The sequence below is a fragment of the Collinsella sp. AF02-46-1 genome (genome assembly GCF_003465825.1).
Classification (GTDB): Bacteria; Actinomycetota; Coriobacteriia; order Coriobacteriales; family Coriobacteriaceae; genus Collinsella.
Genome location: NZ_QSBV01000007.1, coordinates 83,894 through 101,277, shown reverse-complemented (window position 1 = coordinate 101,277; position 17,384 = coordinate 83,894). Strand labels below are relative to the sequence as shown.

At 59.1% G+C, this 17,384-nt stretch carries 16 protein-coding genes; 6 read left to right on the top strand and 10 right to left on the bottom strand.

Annotated elements, in window-relative coordinates; all coding sequences use genetic code 11:
- Window positions 1–214, top strand: a 214-nt coding sequence (locus DWV20_RS10055; RefSeq protein ID WP_233539772.1) for a hypothetical protein, incomplete at its 5' end; no start/stop codon positions are given.
- 58 nt (window positions 215–272) lie between these two features.
- Here DWV20_RS10055 and DWV20_RS04425 read toward each other — a convergent pair.
- The 9 genes from DWV20_RS04425 to rnd all read right to left on the bottom strand — a co-directional run bounded on the left by DWV20_RS04425 (window position 273) and on the right by rnd (window position 9,464).
- Window positions 273–1,451, bottom strand: coding sequence for an acetate/propionate family kinase (locus tag DWV20_RS04425; RefSeq protein WP_118256462.1), 1,179 nt, complete (start codon window positions 1,449–1,451; stop codon window positions 273–275).
- A 164-nt stretch (window positions 1,452–1,615) separates the two neighbouring features.
- Window positions 1,616–2,794, bottom strand: coding sequence for an acetate/propionate family kinase (locus DWV20_RS04420; RefSeq protein WP_006234305.1), 1,179 nt, complete (start codon window positions 2,792–2,794; stop codon window positions 1,616–1,618).
- A 120-nt stretch (window positions 2,795–2,914) separates the two neighbouring features.
- Window positions 2,915–4,075 (bottom strand): MFS transporter, encoded by a 1,161-nt coding sequence (locus tag DWV20_RS04415; protein WP_117766170.1) that lies wholly within the window; start codon window positions 4,073–4,075, stop codon window positions 2,915–2,917.
- Between the two features lie 119 nt (window positions 4,076–4,194).
- Window positions 4,195–5,085 (bottom strand): LysR family transcriptional regulator, encoded by an 891-nt coding sequence (locus DWV20_RS04410; RefSeq protein ID WP_117766169.1) that lies wholly within the window; start codon window positions 5,083–5,085, stop codon window positions 4,195–4,197.
- A gap of 41 nt (window positions 5,086–5,126) precedes the next feature.
- Entirely contained in the window at window positions 5,127–5,462 is a 336-nt protein-coding gene (locus tag DWV20_RS04405; protein WP_035137921.1) for a histidine triad nucleotide-binding protein, read from the bottom strand.
- A gap of 49 nt (window positions 5,463–5,511) precedes the next feature.
- Window positions 5,512–5,778, bottom strand: a complete 267-nt coding sequence (gene xseB / locus DWV20_RS04400; protein WP_006234311.1) for an exodeoxyribonuclease VII small subunit — start codon at window positions 5,776–5,778, stop codon at window positions 5,512–5,514.
- A gap of 42 nt (window positions 5,779–5,820) precedes the next feature.
- Window positions 5,821–7,272: an exodeoxyribonuclease VII large subunit gene (xseA, locus tag DWV20_RS04395; protein ID WP_369831919.1), complete on the bottom strand. Its 1,452-nt coding sequence runs from the start codon at window positions 7,270–7,272 to the stop codon at window positions 5,821–5,823.
- Window positions 7,273–7,387: 115 nt separating this feature from the next.
- On the bottom strand, window positions 7,388–8,092 hold the full coding sequence (locus DWV20_RS04390) for a zinc metallopeptidase (protein ID WP_117790628.1): 705 nt from the start codon (window positions 8,090–8,092) through the stop codon (window positions 7,388–7,390).
- A 238-nt stretch (window positions 8,093–8,330) separates the two neighbouring features.
- Window positions 8,331–9,464, bottom strand: a complete 1,134-nt coding sequence (rnd, locus tag DWV20_RS04385) for a ribonuclease D (RefSeq protein ID WP_006234315.1) — start codon at window positions 9,462–9,464, stop codon at window positions 8,331–8,333.
- 98 nt (window positions 9,465–9,562) lie between these two features.
- On the opposite strand from rnd, the gene DWV20_RS04380 reads away from it, so the two are divergent.
- The 5 genes from DWV20_RS04380 (at window position 9,563) to DWV20_RS04360 (ending at window position 16,505) form a co-directional block, all read left to right on the top strand.
- On the top strand, window positions 9,563–10,480 hold the full coding sequence (locus DWV20_RS04380; RefSeq protein WP_117790630.1) for a diacylglycerol kinase family protein: 918 nt from the start codon (window positions 9,563–9,565) through the stop codon (window positions 10,478–10,480).
- A gap of 408 nt (window positions 10,481–10,888) precedes the next feature.
- A complete protein-coding gene (locus tag DWV20_RS04375) occupies window positions 10,889–12,832 on the top strand; it encodes a C69 family dipeptidase (RefSeq protein ID WP_118256461.1) in 1,944 nt (647 codons plus the stop codon).
- Window positions 12,833–13,232: 400 nt separating this feature from the next.
- The gene (locus DWV20_RS04370; RefSeq protein WP_117773926.1) at window positions 13,233–13,802 is read left to right on the top strand and encodes a hypothetical protein; all 570 of its coding nucleotides are present in this window, start codon (window positions 13,233–13,235) and stop codon (window positions 13,800–13,802) included.
- A gap of 212 nt (window positions 13,803–14,014) precedes the next feature.
- Entirely contained in the window at window positions 14,015–15,766 is a 1,752-nt protein-coding gene (locus tag DWV20_RS04365) for an ABC transporter ATP-binding protein (protein ID WP_118256460.1), read from the top strand.
- A complete protein-coding gene (locus tag DWV20_RS04360) occupies window positions 15,759–16,505 on the top strand; it encodes an energy-coupling factor transporter transmembrane protein EcfT (RefSeq protein WP_118256459.1) in 747 nt (248 codons plus the stop codon). The genes DWV20_RS04365 and DWV20_RS04360 overlap by 8 nt, the downstream gene beginning before the upstream one ends.
- A gap of 126 nt (window positions 16,506–16,631) precedes the next feature.
- Here the strand turns inward: DWV20_RS04360 and DWV20_RS04355 are convergent, their stop codons facing one another.
- On the bottom strand, window positions 16,632–17,378 hold the full coding sequence (locus DWV20_RS04355) for an aspartate/glutamate racemase family protein (protein WP_233539771.1): 747 nt from the start codon (window positions 17,376–17,378) through the stop codon (window positions 16,632–16,634).
- Window positions 17,379–17,384: the final 6 nt, after the last annotated feature.

Below are 17,384 nucleotides of genomic sequence, written 5' to 3'. Positions count from 1 at the left end.
CATCGACGTCTTCAATACAGAAGATATCAGTGCGGAATGTTTTCAGAGCTTTGCCCTGCAGGGTCCCTGCCGTCACGCAGCAGTCAGGGAATCTGGAGTGGGCGGCGGCTTGGCTACGAGCTGGGGCTTAGGATCTGAACGAATGGATGCCGTTGCTGAAAGCGCAGGCGTTGCCGGCGATGGTCACTTTGGGACTGGAATTACCGCCTGCTAGTAAAAAGGCCTCCGGAGCTGTTGCTCTGGAGGCCTTTTTTCAATTACAGACGAATGCGTTAGTTGTTCTTGGTCAGGCGTTCGACGTCGTGGGCGATCATGTATTCCTCGTCGGTGGGGATGACCATGACCGTGACGGAAGAGCCGGCGGCGCTGATGACCTGCGGGCCGTTACCCACGGCCTCGCGGTTCTTGTTGTTGTCGATGCGCACGCCCAGCCACTCGAAGCAGTCGCAGAAGGCCTTGCGGATCGACCAGTCGTTCTCGCCAATGCCGGCGGTAAAGGTAATGGTGTCCACGCCCGCCATGGAAGCGATCATGGAGCCGGCCTGCTGCATGGCCTTGTAGGCGAACATATCGAAGGCGAGCAGGCAACGCTCGTCGCCCTCGGAGGCGCGCGTACGGATGTCACGGGCGTCGTTGGAGATGCCCGAGATGGCAAGCAGACCAGACTGCTTGTTCATCATGTCATCGACTTCCTGGTAGCTGTAGCCGCCCTCGCGCTGCAGGTAGCACACGGTAGCCGGGTCAATGGAACCACAACGGGTGCCCATCATCAGGCCGTCGAGCGGCGTGAGGCCCATCGTGGTATCGCGGCATACACCGTCCTCGATGGCGGCAAGCGAGGCGCCGTTGCCCAAATGGCACGAGAGCAGGCGGTGGCAGCGCGAGCCCAGGATCTCCTTGGCCATCATCCACTCATAGCGGTGACTCGTGCCGTGGGCACCGTACTTGCGCACGTGGTACTTGTCGCACACGTCCTTGGGCAGCGCGTAGGTGTAGGCGACCTCGGGCATGGTCATGTGGAACGAGGTGTCGAAGACGGCCACGTTGGGCAGCTCCGGATACTTCTCGCGGCAATATTCGATTGCCGCGGCCTCGCCGTAATTGTGCAGCGGGGCGAGCGGAGCAACCTCGAGGATCTTAGCCATGACCTCATCGTCGACGACCGCGGAATCATCGAAGTGCCAGCCACCCTGAACGATACGGTGGCCGATGCCATCGATCGTAAAGTCGGTCTTCTCGAGCTCCTCGAGCACGCGCGCAATGGCGCAGCGATGATCGGGAAAAGGAATCTCCTCGGTCTGCTTGGCACCACCGTTCTCGGAGTGGCCAAAGATGCCCATCTCCGAGCCGATACGCTCGCAGTTGCCCTTGGCGAAAACCTCGCGGGTATCGGTATCCAAAAGCTGATATTTAAGGCTCGAGCTGCCGGCGTTGACAACAAGTACGTTCATGAGACTCCTTTGCAGTGCGATACGGTCGGCGCAGACCCCTTAAGGCGGCCGCATGTTAATAAGAAGTTATCACAACTTGATAAATAGCTATCAGGCATATCGCCCAACGAGTACAAAAGAGGAGCTGAACGGCGCTCGGTCGTCCAGCCCCTCCCCTCTTGCAATTACTTGCCGTTGACGATGCGCTCGACGTCGGAAGCGATCATGAACTCCTCGTCCGTGGGGATGACAAAGATTTTGACCTTGGAATCCTTGGCAGACAGGCACCATGCGCCGTCACCACGCAGGGCGTTGCGGGCATGATCCATCTTGACGCCCATAAAGGCCAGGCGGTCGGCCACGCCGGCGCGGACGGCAGGAGCGTGCTCACCGATGCCGGCAGTGAAGACCAGGGTGTCCATACCGCACATGGAGGTGGCCATCTCGGCAGCCTTGGCGGCAATCTTGTAGACGAACATATCGAAGGCGAGCTGGGCCTCGGGGTCACCGGCAGCGGCGAGCTCCTCGACGTTGCGGCAGTCGTTGGTCTTGCCGCCGGTCACAGCCAAAAGGCCGGACTTCTTGTTCATCATCTCGTCGACCTCGTCGAAGGTGTAGCCGCCCTCGCGCTGCAGGTAGCACACGGTAGCCGGGTCGATGGAGCCGCAGCGGGTGCCCATCATGACGCCGTCGAGCGGCGTCAAGCCCATGGTGGTGTCCATGCACTTGCCGTCCTCGATGGCGCACAGGGAAGCGCCGGAGCCGATATGGCACACGACGACCTTGCGGGCCTCGCCGTTGGTCATCTCGGCGACCTTCTTGGAGATGTAGCGGTAGCTGGTGCCGTGGGCGCCGTACTTACGGATGTGCAGCTTGTCGCAGACGTCCTTGGGCAGGGCGTAAGTCTTGGCGACCTCGGGCATGTTGAAGTGGAAAGCGGTGTCGTAAACCGTGACGTTGGGCAGGTCGGGATACTGCTCCAGGCAGTACTCGATAACGTTGGCCTCGGGGTTGTTGTGCAGCGGGGCGAGCGGAGCGACCTCGCGGATCTTGGCGAGGACATCCTCGTCGACGAGGGAGGAATCGCCAAAGTACCAACCGCCCTGAACGATACGGTGGCCGATACCCTCAATCTTGACGCCGTTGGCCTCGAGGTCCTTCAGGACAACCTCGATGGCGACCTTGTGGTCGGGGAACTCGATGTTCTCGGTCACCTTCTTGGAGCCGTTGGCAGCATGGGTGAAAGTGCCGCCGGTAAAGCAGACGCGCTCGCAGGAGCCCTTTGCGGACACCTTATGGGACTTGGTATCGATGACCTGATACTTAAGGGTCGAAGATCCTGCGTTGACGACCAGAACGTTCATGTGTCTCCCTACTAACAGGCGGTGTGGCGCCGCCAGGTTACATACGCTTCAATAATAAACCCAAACGCCCTCGCGCTCGGGTTTATTGCGTTGATATATAAGTTATCGGTGCCCAAATACTCATGTCCTTTGGCTTGTAAGACGAAAGAGCGCGGGGATATACACCAAAGAAGAGGTTCCGAGTGCGACAAGCAATATGACTCGAATGCCCGCGATGCTGCTCAACACAGCATTGAACAGATAGAAAAGGATGGCGCCCACCGCCACCATCTGGCTTTGAACCGAAATCAGTGAACAGCGCATCGAAGAATCGGCTACTTTTTGAAAAATTGAGTATTTAATTGGAGCAAATAACGAGTACGCAACCGTCTGCAGCACATAGAACACGGGCAGCAAATTAGCCGGAGTAAGGGGAATCAAAAACAAAGCTGTCAGGAAAAGGCGCACGATGCCGCAAATACGCGCAAAGCGGCCCTTGTCGACATGAGCAATCGCGCAGGGCACAATAAGTCCCATGGAGGCCGAGGCAAGGAGCTGGACCGCAATGGTGACACCCGAAGCGACGGCATTCATTCCGCGACCCGCAAGCAGCAGTGAGAAAAAGTCTTCCAGGGCGACAAAAGCAAATGCCTGAGAACAGTCCATGATGAACGCTGAACGAAGAATGCCATTACCCGCAATAGCGGCACCGATCATCTTCGGGCTAATCCCATGTTCAGGTGTCGTCGCAATGCCCCCTCTTCGCATCTCAGGAATGCAGACAACGACAACCAACGTCAACACCATTGCGATGATATCTGCCGAAAGACCAATGAGATATGCACCGACGGACGAAATGAAACCGCCCACGCAAGCGGAGATGGCACAAGAGGCATAGAAAACAAATCGCTCAACGACATTAAGTCTTACGAGCTGGTCCTGAGAGACGCTGTCAATGTAAATCGCTTCGATGGATCCGCTCACACACGCAACGGCAAAACCTTTGAGAGCGAACGCACCGACTAAAAGCAGGGGAGAACGGACGAGAAGCAGGGCGGCGTAGTATCCAAGCATCCCCACGACGCCAACGAGACCGCTTGTCTTTCGTCCAAACCTATCAGCAATATAGCCAGTGGGAACTTCAAGGATGAACTTGCTCACTTGATATGCAATCATCATGCTAGAAATCGATACCATCGAAAGTCCGACGAACTCAAGGTAGACAGTTAGAAAATACAAGATGGTGCTGAAGTTCGACAGAAAAACGAACGTCATATAAAGCAAAACCGTACGGTTTTTCATGCTCCGCCCTCCAAGAGTCAGCAATCTAAATCGGAATCTTGGAAAAGCATGAGGGCAAAGCTGTCAGCTATGTGTTACAAGGCGTCAATAATCACTTGATGCCTCGAAGCCAATTAATCTCACGAAGCAAGATGACGCAATAGGTGCAGAAAAACCGTCTGGTGTCGATCAGTCCAGGAATTTTGCCGATAGCAAAAGTAGATGGGCAAGGTTACATCACGCGAACCTTCAATGGAGCACTCACTCACTTCTGACCCATCCGATGCGAGAGAGGACCCAGACAAACTCAATATCAATCCCCCGGCTTGAAGAAACTCAGTCTGAGCCCTGCTTCCGTATTCAACATCACGGAAGCGAAAATTGACGAGCTGGGCTTCGGGACATTGATTGATTGCATTGAGACAGGGTGACAAATTAATGGGAACAGCGAGCCTGCCGCCCAGTAACTCGCGAATGGTCATGGCGCCCACAGATTGATGACCCGCTGGGCATGAAAGAACCTTGAGCTCCTTTTCACCCAAATATTTTGAAGAAAGGACGCTGTCCCGTGGTTCCTCGAATGAGATAGCCGCATCCGAAATGCCAAGCACAAGTGATTCAAAGCATGTAGCCGTTGGCTGATGCCACACATCAAGGTGAATCTGAGGGTGCGAGCGTTCAAACGAGTCATACCAGCTTTCGGCAAAAAGGCGCCCCCGCCCATGAAGGCAGGGGGCGTAAAGACGAAAGTGGCCATCGGGCGAAACGCCGTCGCCCCTCGATTGAGCGTACTTTTTGAGATCGTCGACTTGTGCCAGGATCACGCGTGCACGACGCGCAAATTCTCTGCCCGCCGGAGACAAAACAGCCTCCCCCGCCGATCGGTCAAGCAAAACAATCTGATACTCAGATTCCAACTTTTTGATTGCCGACGAAACGGCCTGCGGACTCACATGAACGGCGCGAGCTGCTTTGCGCACGCCGCCATAGTTCGCCACCGCTTGAAGGTATTCGAGTTGAGAAAGCTGCATAGATTACTCCAAAGGCAGCCAAGTCGACGGACCAAGCGCCCTCAGATGAGGTTCTCGCCCAGGTTTTTGCCGCCGAGGACGTGCATGTGGAAGTGCATGACGGTCTGGCCGGCGTTGACGCCCTTGTTGGAGATGACGCGGAAACCGTCCTCCAAACCCTTGGCCTTGGCGACCTCTTGGATGGCGTGAGCCATGGCGCCCATGGTCTCGGCAGGCACGTTGTCGGCGATGTCGCTGTAGTGCTTCTTGGGGATCACGAGCGTGTGGACCGGCGCCTGGGGGTTGAGGTCATCGAAGGCGATGACCTGGTCGTCCTCATAGACAACGGTCGAGGGGATCTCGTGGTTGGCAATTTTACAGAAGATGCAATCACACATAGCTGGTTCCTTTCTCACAGACCAAGGTAATTATATTTGGTCGAGATGCTTAGAACGAGAGGTTGTCGTCCGTGTTGGCGGCTTCGCCGTCGGCGAGCACGTCGTTGCCGTCGACGTCCTTAAGGAGCACCGAGACCTTCTGCTCGGCATCGGACAGGCGGGTGCGCAGGCTCTTGAGGAGCTCGACGCCGCGGGTGTAGCTCTCGAGCGACTCCTCGAGCTCCATATCGCCCGACTCCAGGCTGCGGATGATGAGCTCCAGCTCCTGCGAGGCCTGCTTGTACGTAAGCTGCTCTACCGGGGTCTTCTCTGCCATATCTGTTTCCTTTCCTAAGGGTCTATCACTGCGAAACGCGGTCTACTCGACCGCGTTGACGGTTGCCGACACGTTACCGTCCGCCATGCGCACGCGGATGGCGTCGCCCGGCTTAAAGGTCTGGGCACTTATAGCCACACCATCGTCGCTGTACGCGATGGAATAGCCGCGGGCAAGTACCTTAAGCGGCGACAGGGCATCGAGCGAAGCCGCTGCACGGCCCAGGTCGGACGCTGGTTTGCTGAGCATCGTGCGCCCCTGATGCTCCAGACGGGAACTCGTAAGCGTGAGCGCATGGCGTTTGCCGTCGAGCCCTGAGGTGCTTGCAACCAGACGCTCGGGCAGACGCTCGAAGTTGGAGCGGAAGACCCCGACTGAGCGTACTATGGCGCCCGACAGGCGATCGGCAGTCAGTGCAAGCTCCGATTCGCGACGCTCGACCATAAATGTGGGGTCGTTGAGGCACGGGCGACACGCAGCGGCATCGAGCGCATCACCCAAGCGAGCCGTATAGGTATCCCAGGCACGGCGACCGCGCTGATCGAGCATCTCCAGGTCGACCTGGGCCGACCCAATCATCGATGCCATCGCGGCACCCAGACGCTGATGGCGCGCCTCGAGCACATCGGCCAACTCCGTCATAGCCGGCGCCACCGATTCTGCCGCCGCCGTGGGCGTGGAGGCGCGTCGGTCGCTCACCATGTCGCAAATCGAGGTATCGGGCTCATGGCCAATGCCGGTCACCACGGGCACAGGACAAGCCGCCACCGCGCGGGCAAGCTCCTCGTCATTAAAGGTCATGAGGTCCTCAAAGGAGCCGCCGCCGCGCACCAGCAAAATACAGTCGGGCGCCGGCGTAATGGAAGCGGCGCGGCGCAAGCCCTCAATGAGCTCGGCCGGCGCACCCTCGCCTTGGACCTTGGCGCCCACGCAAACAAGCTCGACGAGCGGGTTGCGACGGCGCAGCGTACGCTTGACGTCGTCGATTACCGCACCGGAAAGCGAGGTGACGGCCGCCACGCGTGAGCAAAACACCGGAATGCGGCGTTTGCGGGACTCGTCCATCAGGCCCTCGCGGCGTAGCTTTTCGGCCAACTGCGCCACCTGTTGACGCAGCAGACCCTCCCCCGCCAGCGAAAACGAGCGAGCGACAAAGCTCATGCGGCCCGTGGCCTTATAGAGATTGAAGCTGCCCTTAAAGCTCACCTGCATGCCGTCACGCAGATCGAAGGTACGCTTGAGATAGGCGCCCTTCCAGATGATGCAGTCGACGGCGGCCGAGTCGTCTTTAATCTGGAAGTAGCAGTGGCCACTTCGGGCATTGGGACCACGGAAACCCGTGACCTCGCCCAGGACGATCAGTTGCGGAATAGCATCGAGCGCACCGGCGGCGATCTCTACCGCCTGGCTCACGCTGAGCTCTTTACGCTCCTGCTCGTCCGAACCGTCGAACTCGGCGGAAACGCTATTGCCGGTTAGATTCCAACCTGCCACGCAACCTCCTTTCGTTATCGTGCACAAAGGCTCTGGCCCTGCGCAAATTCAAGTCCAACACATAGTACAGCGCCGCGGGGACACAAATCCCCGCGGCGCCCAGCGACCCAATTTGTTATCGGTTGGAGTTTCTGTTGTAGCGAGCCATAAGATAGAGCAGCTGAATAATCGAGGTGAGTGCCGCCGCCACGTAGGTAAGCGCGGCTGCCGTCAAGACCTTCTTGGCACCGTTGACCTGCTTGGAGCTCATACCCGACTGCTCAATATACGCCACGGCGCGCCGACTGGCGTCAATCTCGACCGGCAGCGTAACGAACTGGAACAGCACGCTAAACGAGAAGAAGATCAGCGCGAGGGTCGTGAGTCCCGCGATGTTCATAAACAGGCCCATGAGCAGCACGATGGTCCAAGTGTTCTGGGTAAAGTTGACGACCGGCACGAGGGCGGTGCGTACCTTCATCATGGTATAGCCGCTTTGACGCTGAGCGGCATGGCCTGCCTCGTGACAAGCGACAGCAACGCTTGCGACCGAGCCGCCCGAACGGTTGGAATCCGACAGATACAGATTGTTGTCCTGCGGGTTGTAGTGGTCGGTAAGCTCACCAGCGACGCCCTTGATACCCACGGCATTGCAGCCGTTGGCGTCGAGCATGCGGCGCGCGACCGCAGCGCCCGTGTCGCCGTCCGAGCGAACCTTGGACCACGTCTTGTACGTCGAATTGATATAGTTCTGTGCGGCAAGGCCAAGCACCGTGCAGACAAGCACAACCAGCAGGTACAGCGGGTCGATGCCAAAGCCGTATCCATAGTAGTAGGGCATACGAATTCCTCCGAATCGAGTTACACGTTGGAGGCATTCTACCCACTCGCCCAGCAGGCAAATCAACATCGATGTTTTGGCAATGTCAGCGAAAACGGCCGAGAGCGAGCAAGGTGACGTGAAAGAGAAGCGACGCGTACTTTGGTACGCGAGCGACGATTGAACGTCAGATTGCCGCTCTCGGCCGTTTGCAGCGTCGAGCTGTTACGCGGTTTGGTAAAACCGCGTAACTATATACCTATAACAACTCAATCTTTCCGTCCTTCACGGTGAGTCCCATATTGCCGGAAAGCAGATCGTCCAGACGCGAGCCCACAAGCTCAAAACGCCAGCCTTCACGCAGGGGGCTCTGCTCGGGATGCTCAATGTAGTCGGCCAGGTCATCGCGCGAGGCAATAACCGAGGTCGCCACTCCCGAGCGTTCGGCAACCAGGCGGATGAGCGCATACATCAGGTCCGTCACGCTCTCCAGCTCCGGCGAGATCTGACGATGCCCGCGCACCATGAGCGGCAGGCGATCGTGCGGGCAGCTCGCGCCGCGCTTGATGGCCATGAGCGCACCGTCCACGTCGCGCTCCCCCAACTGATCGGTACCGCGAATGCTACGGAACTCCTCAACGCGCACGGGATTGCGCTTAACGAGCGCAAGCAGCGTGTCGTCGGACATGACCCACTTGCGTGGGATGTTACGGCGCTCGGCGCGGTCCTCGCGCCAGGCGGCGAGCTCGCGCGCGATGCCCAACTGGTGACGGCTGCACGAATTGATGCGTTTGACCTTGCGGAACGCCTCGTGGCGATCGGCGCGATAGTGCGACTCATCAGCCAGCGGGCGCAGCTCGTCGAGCACCCAGTCCACACGGCCCAGCTCGCGCAGGCGGCTCATCATCTCGGTATAGGCAACGATCAGGTACTTGACGTCATCGATCGCGTACTCGATCTGTTTATCGGTCAGCGGGCGGCGCGACCAGTCGGTCAGCGACTCGGTCTTGGGCAATGAGACGCCGCAAAACGTCTGAACGAGCGCGCCGTAGGAAATCTGCTGGCGCTCGCCCAAAAAGGCGGCGGCCACCTGCGTGTCAAAAATGGGACGCGGCAGCACGCCCACGGTATGGAGCATAACCTCCATATCCTGCGAGCAGGCGTGGAAGACTTTGGTCACGCTCTCGTCGGCCATAAGCTCGGCCAGCGGCGACAGGTCGTCGATCACCAGAGGGTCGACCGCGACGCTCTCGGCAGGGGTGGCAATCTGAACCAAACACAGGCGCGGATGGAACGTGCGCTCGCGCAAAAACTCGGTATCGACGGCAATCGCGTCAAACTCACGGGCGCGCTGGCAAAAGTCGAGTAGAGCCTGATGTGTGGAAATGTACATATCAACCCATCGAATAAGGTTAGGCCCGAAAAACACGGGTAGGATATCGGCATTGCCTTACAACTATACTCGGTTAGTCACAGAACGGGAACGTAAGTATGCGCTGCCTTATCATCCACAACCCGGCATCGGGCCCCAGCTCAGATGAAATCTACGCATTCACGCACGCCCTCGCGCAAGGCGGCGACGAGGTCGTGATGCGCTTCATCGGCGATGGCATGGAGCCCGAGGACGCCGTGGCAGACGTGCGCGAGTTTGATCGCGTGGTCGTTTCGGGCGGCGACGGCACCGTCTCCAACGTGCTCGATCAGATGCGCGGATGCGGTGTCCCCACGCTCATCTTCCCCTCCGGTACGGCCTGCCTGTTCTTCAACAACATCGGCAATGCCCCTGAGGCGGCGGCGCTCGCCAAGGCCTGCCGTGCCGGTCGCACGGTCAAAGTCGACATGGGCGAGCTCTTTTGGCTCGACGAGGACGGCAACGAGAAGCGCCACGGCTTTATCATCATCGCCGGCTCGGGCTTCGACGCCGAGATCATGATGAAGGCCGCTCCCACCAAAAACGACATCGGCGAGATCGCCTACTTCCTCTCTGCGCTCGCCACGCCCAACCCCACGGTGGCGCACTTTACGATTGAGCATGACGGCATTGTCGAGGAGCTCGACGGCATCTGCTGCATGGCCGGCAACACCTCGGTCATCCAAAACGACATCAACCTGTTCCCCGACTGCCGCATGAACGATGGCATGGTCGACATTGCGGTCATAGAACCCGTGCGCACCGTGCAGCTGCTGCCTACTGTGATCACCGCTGCGCTTGACCCCGCCGGCAAGGTACTCGGGCGCCCGCAGTTCAAGATCATCCAGACCAAGGAAGCCAAGATCACCTGCACCCCGTCGCTGGGCATGCAGTTCGATGGCGAGATTATCTCCAGCAATTCGGGCGTCTTTGGAGCCCGCGCGCTTCCGCAATGCCTCGACCTCATCGTCGACGAATTCTCACCGCTCGGAAAATAGGAGGACCCCATGAACGACAATCCCCTGATCGGCTTTATTGTCATCGTCTTGGCCATGCTCGTCGGTTACGCCATCAACGTGATTCACCGCCGAAAGAAGTAAATCCACATTGGTATGATATTCATCCAGTTATCGCCTCTCCCGCTGTTTATGCATTCGTCAAACAGCGGGGGATTTTCATTTCGGGCATTCCCAGCTACTTTATTCGGCTACAGTAATTACAGGGCGTCTTTATTAAAGTAAAGCTGCAAACTGAGTACGATTAACCGCTCATCGCATATTTCATCACGCTTATCGAGTAAGTTTCTTTCATAGATGAATATTGTTTCCAGTTCGTTACGCTAATGAGGTGTCTTTATTGGCTGAAGCCCTCTGGCGACAGAGGGCTTTCGCACGCTGGGAGGGAAAATGAGGAAAACTCGCCCCGTCAACGCGCTCAAGAAGCTTGGCATAGGCCTTGCATTTGGAGCTGCAACCATCATGTCCATGCCGACCTCTGCACTCGCTTGCACGCAGGTCTACATGGGCAAAAACCTTACGGCCGACGGCAACACGTACTACGGCCGTTCCGAGGACTATGGCCCGCGCTATCTTAAGCACTTTGGCATTGAGCCCTCTCACGGCCCGGGACATACGTACAGCTCGGACGAGTCTTCGTTCATGTACACCTCGACCAAGACCACGTATCGCTACACCTATGTACGCGACCATCCCTCCCAGTGGGACAACCGCTGGGATGCCTACTCTGAAGCAGGCATCAACGAGAAGGGCGTATCCTGCTCCGCCACGCTAAGCACCAGTATGAATGCAGATGCCGAGACAGCAGACCCCCTGACTAAAACCGGCATCGGCGAGTACAACTACGCCAGCGTCATCCTGGGCGAGAGCGCCACGGCCCGCGAGGGCGTCGAGCTCCTCGGCAGCCTGATTGACGAGCAGGGCGTCTGCTCCAACGACCAGATCATCATCGCCGACAACAACGAGACCTGGCTATTTGCCGCGCTTTCCGGTCACCAGTGGATCGGCATGAAGCTCGCCGACGACGTCGCCTCGATCAACCCCAACATCGGCAACCTCAACTACGATGTCGACCTCAACGACCCCGAGAACTGCCTGCACTCCGAGGGCATCGAGTCCATGCCTAAGGAGAAGGGCTTTGCCGAGTACACCGACGGCAAGTTCGACGTCGCCGCAACCTATGGCGAGACCATTCAGAATTCCGGTATTCACCAGTGGACCCGCTACGTCCAGGGCCGTAACTACTTTGGCAACGAGCTCCAGGAGGGCACCGACTACGAGATCGTCAAGGACGAGCGCGAAGAGGCTCGCGCCACGACCGGCGCCTTGGTCCACGAGATGCAGCCGCTGTTCTTCCAGCCCGGAAAGAAAGACTGGACTACCTTTGAGATGATTCGCTCTCTCGGTAACCGTGGCGAGAATACCCCGGGCCTTAACGCCAACACTGACGGTGCCTATGCCATCGGCACCGAGCGCAACACCGAGATTCACGTCTTCCAGGTTCGCAACGGTCTTGATCCCCAGGTTGCAACAATCCAGTGGGAAATGCTCTCCCGCGCCGCGTACTCCGTCGCCATCCCCTTCTACTCCGCGCTGATTACCGAGGTTAGCCCGTATTTCAGCGACCAGACCGTCTCCTTCGACCACTGCAAAGAGACGGACATCGTGAACAACGAGGAGCCCGAGAACTCCATCAACTACGTCCTCATGGACATCAGCTCCCTCTGCTTTGAGAATCCCGATACCCTTGGTATCAGCGTCCGCTCCTACCTCGATGCACTCCAGAACGAGCTCATCGAACAGAACAAGGAAGTCGACGCCGCCATGCTGGCCGAGACGACCACCGAGGGCCGCACCGCTCTGGCCAACAAGGCCGGCAAGGCTGCCACCGAGAACACCTACGTCAAGTGCAAGGCCCTGCTCCAGGAGATGCGCGCCTATCAGAAGGCCGGAAACTTTGACGAGCCCTTCACCCCGAGCGACCTGAACACCGAGACCAACGGCCTCAAGGTGTCCATCACTTACGCCAAGGATGCTCTTGCCACCGATCCGGTCACCCCGGATCAGCCCGGCACCCCCGAGCAGCCCGGCACCCCCGAGCAGCCCGGCACCCCCGAGCAGCCCGCTAAGCCCGAGCAGCCCACCACCAAGCCTGAGAAGCCTGGCAAGTCGGACACCACAACCACAGTAACCACCAACAAGACGAACACCAAGGGCGGCCTGCCCACCACCGGTGATCGTTTTGATGGCCGCATGGTGGCTGCATTCGCCATCGCTGGCGTTGCCGTCATCTCCGCCGGTGGTTACTTCCTCTACCGTCGCAACAAGGAGTAACGTCCTAGCTGAGCGGGCAAGGCAGCAATGGCAGCCTCGCCCGCTTAGCCCGCTCTTTTGACCGGCGGGAAACCCGCCTGAAATCTTTTTAAAAAAGATTTCCCCGCACACACTTCGCTGTGCTATAGTGCAGCGCAACAGCAACTAGGTGCGACCGCGCCACGGCATCACGAAAGGAGCCACCAACATGAAGAACACGATGAACTCTCTCAACAACTGGTGGTGGCGTGATGCGAATACGATCGGTCGACAGTGAGTCCCTCACGCCTGTTTTTTAGCTCTAGGTGATTGGAAGGCCTCCGGTTTCGACCGGGGGCCTTTTTCTATCTCGAGCCCGATCGCATTCGCATCACGCGCCTCCGCTTTTCTCTTGCACTCCCATTCCGAAAGGATTTTCACCATGTCTCAGAACACCGCCGCCCAGCCCCGCACCGTCCAGACCGCCGACCGCGGCAAACTCGATGTCCGCGCCCTCGTCCTGCTCGCCATCCTGCTCGCCGCCGGCTTCATCCTCAACTTCACCGTCGGCAAGGCAATCTCGGGCATCTCGGGCGGCATGATCAGCCCCGAGTTCATCATCTCGGCCTTCTGCCTCACCATCCTGGTCGTTCGCCCCAACATCGGCCAGGCGCTCGTCATTGGCCTCATCTCGGCTGCCGTGATCCAGATCACCACCACTTCGCCGTTCGTCGATTTTGCCGCCGAGGGCATCGCCGCCATGCTCATGGCCGGCATCGTCAACGCCGCCGGCAAGAACGGTCAGGTCAAGCCTGCCGTCGCCATCGTCGCTACCTTCGTGACCACCTTTGTCTCCGGCGTCATCTTCATGGTTATCAAGATGGCCATGCTTGGCGTGGTCGGCGAGCTCGCCGCCGCTATGCTGCCCGTCGTCGCCATGACCGCCGTCTTTAACGCCATTCTGGTCGGCGCCCTCTATCTGCCCATTCAGAAGGCCCTGAAGCTCAACTAACCCGCTCGGCTTTATGAGCCACCCCATCTTGGCGTTCATTCGTCGCTCGCGTACCCAAGTACGCTTCGCTCCTCTTTCGCGCCAACCTGGGGCCCCTCGTAAAGCCGTCTCCGCACTCCACCAACAAAGACTGTCCCAAACGACTAGCTTTTGGGGACGTTCTTAAACGACTAGTCATGTAAGAACGTCCCCAATGACTATGAAAGGTATCCATGGAAACGATCATCAACGTCGACGATGTCTCGTTCTCCTATGGCACGCAGACCGAGCAGGCGCTCAGCCACATCTCGCTCAGCGTGAACAAGGGAGATTTCATCGGCATCATCGGGCCCTCGGGCGCCGGCAAGTCCACACTTGCCGCTTGCCTGTCGGGTGCCGTGCCCCACCACTACACCGGCACGTTCTTTGGGTCCGTCATGGTTGACGGCCACGACACCTGCGAAGCCTCGCTCACCGACGTGTCGCAAATCGTCGGCAGCGTGCTGCAGGATATCGACACGCAGATGGTCGCCTCGGTCGTCGAGGACGAGATGCTCTTTGGCCTCGAGAACTTTGACGTTCCCCACGACCAGATCGAGCAGCGCGTCACCGAAACCCTCGAGACCGTGGGTATCGTCGACCTGCGCGACCGCGAGATCGCCACGCTCTCGGGCGGACAGAAGCAAAAGGTAGCCATCGCCGCCATCCTCGCCATGCGACCGCGCGTGCTCGTGCTCGATGAGCCCACCGCGGCACTCGACCCCGCCAGCTCCACGTTGGTCTTCGAGACGCTACGTGAGGCAAACCGCGCGCTTGGAATCACCATCGTCGTCGTTGAGCAAAAGGTCGCCCTGCTCTCGGAGTACTGCAACCGCGTGCTCGTGCTCAACCATGGCGAAATCGCGCTGCAGGGCGAGCCACACGAGGTTTTCGGGCATACCGACGAGCTCCGTGCCATCGGCGTCGACTGCCCTCGCGTCACGCGTATCTTCAATAGCCTCGAGGCCGATGGCCTGGTAAGCGGTACCCCTTGCTTGGATGTCGATGAGGCCGGGCGCCTGATTTCGGGCATCGTCGACCCCGCACACGCGGCCAGCGAAGCCCAGGCGCCCGCCGGCTCCCCGCATGCACCGTCGTTGCGCCCGCACGCCAAGGACGCCGAGCCCGTGCTCACCTTCGATCACGTTGAGTTTGCCTATCCCAATGGCGGCGCCGCCGTACACGACCTCAACCTGACCCTCTATCCCGGCGAGCTCGTGGGCATCGTCGGCCAGAACGGTGCCGGCAAGACCACGCTCACCAAGCTGCTCACAGGCCTGCTTAAGCCCGCCTCGGGCAGCGTGCGCGTTACGGGGCTGGACACCGCAGCCGTTCCCACGAGCCGCATCGCCCGCGAAGTCGCAACCCTCTTCCAAAACCCCGACCGCCAGATCTGCAAGGATACCGTACTCGACGAGGTCGCTTTTGGCCTGGAGCTTGCCGGCATCGACCGTGCCGAGGCTCTGCGTCGCGCTCGACTCGTTATCGACCGCTTTGGCCTGCCTGCCGATGAGGCACCTTTCTCGCTTTCGCGCGGCCAGCGACAAATGGTGGCGCTTGCCTCCGTCGTAGTTGTTGAGCCCAAGATCGTCGTGCTCGACGAGCCCACGAGCGGCCTTGATTACCGCGAGTGCATGACCGTCATGGAAACGGTGCGCACCATGGCCGAGCGCGGCTGCGCCGTGATTATGGTCTGTCACGACATGGAAGTCGTTTCCGACTTTGCCGAGCGTATCGTAGTAATGGCCGACGGTCGCATCCTCGACCGCGGCCGCACGCACGAGCTATTCTCGAACATCGATCTCATGCGGCGTGCCTACGTGGAGCCTCCCCAGGTTATTGAACTCTCGCGCCGTCTGGCACCTTCCGTCTCGCCCGCTTTTGCGCAGGTGAGCGAGGTCACCGATGTCGTTCGAATTACCAAGGAGATGGTCCACCGTGGTTAACGTCATCGACTACATGCCGGGCGATACGCTACTGCATCGTTTGAACCCCATCGTCAAACTGGGCCTCGCCGCCGCCATCATCGTCGGCATCTTCTTGTCCGACACCTACGTGGCGCTGCTGGGCTTTTTGGCACTCACCCTTGCGCTGGGTGCCTATGCCGGCGTCGTCGACCGTCTGTTCTCGTTGCTCAAGTTGCTGATTCCGCTCGCGCTTATCATGCTGGTGCTCCAGCTAGCCTTTATGCGCGATGGCAACGTGGTGTGGGGCTTTATCACCGACACGGGCCTCATCACGGGATCGAAGGCCTGCCTGCGCCTGCTGGGCGTGGCGTTACCACTCATCCTCATGCTCATGGTGACCAAGCTCAACGACCTTGCCAACGCCTGCGTCGAGGTGCTGCACGTGCCGTATCGCTATGCCTTCACCTTTACCACGGCGCTACGCTTTGTGCCGGTGTTTGGTCAGGAGATGAACGCCATCATGGAAGCGCAGACCGCACGCGGCGTCGAGTACGACACCAAGAACCCCATCAAGAAGCTTAAGCTCATGCTGCCACTGTGCGTGCCACTGCTCATCTCGAGCGTGGGCAAGACCGATGCCACAGCCTTGGCGGCAGAACAGCGCGGCTTCTATCTGCGTACACGCGCCAGCTCGTACAAGCGCTACCCCATCAAGGGCCTGGACATCGCCGTGCTCATCGTCAGCATCGCCCTCATCGCCATCGGCTTCCTGTTCTAGTTCACCACCGACAGCAACCACCCAACGCAAAAGGCCTCGGCTCGCACCAAACGAGCCGAGGCCTTTACTGTTTCACCAGATAAAACCTACCAAAATTAACCTGTCCCTTTTTTGGCAGGTCGGAAGCTAGAGGCGGTAGGGAGCGCCGCTGCGGATGATGGATTCGCGCACCAGGACATCCATGGCATCGAGGGTGATCTCGGGCATCTCTCGATACTTCTGCAGCACCGATAGCTCGGTGCAGGCCAGAATGACACGGTCGCAGCCGCTACGGGCGAACTCCCACATCACGCGGTCGAACTTATCCATATCGGGCTCACATCCGGCCTTCACATCATCGTAGATAAGCGACATCACATCGTTCTGACGTTTCTCGCTGGGATAGACGACCTCAACACCCGCAGCCTCGCATTCGCGGCCGTAGACGCCCGCGCCCACGGTTCCGTCGGTGCCCATAATGCCAATCTTGTGCACCGGCTCGGCCGGCATACTCAGGTTGGGGTCGAACTCGCACTCCCCCATCACCGCACCCGCAAGGGCATAGCGCACCGACTCACGCGGCATGTGGATAATCGGCACCTTCGTAAACGACTGGATCTGGTCGTAGAAGTAGTGCGACGTGTTGCAGGGAATGGCAATGTGCGCACAGCCCAGCGACTCGAGTGCCTGGGCACACTCTTTCATGGTCGCCAGCAGCTTGGCATGCTCGCCGGTCTTAATGGCAAGCGTGCGGTCGGGCATGGTCGACTTGGAGAGCACCACCATGTCGATATGTTCCTGATCGCAGGCAGCAGCCGTATGGCGCACCACCTGGTCGTAGTAATACGACGTGGCCTCGGCGCCCATGCCGCCGATAACTCCCAGCTTTTCCATCGCCGC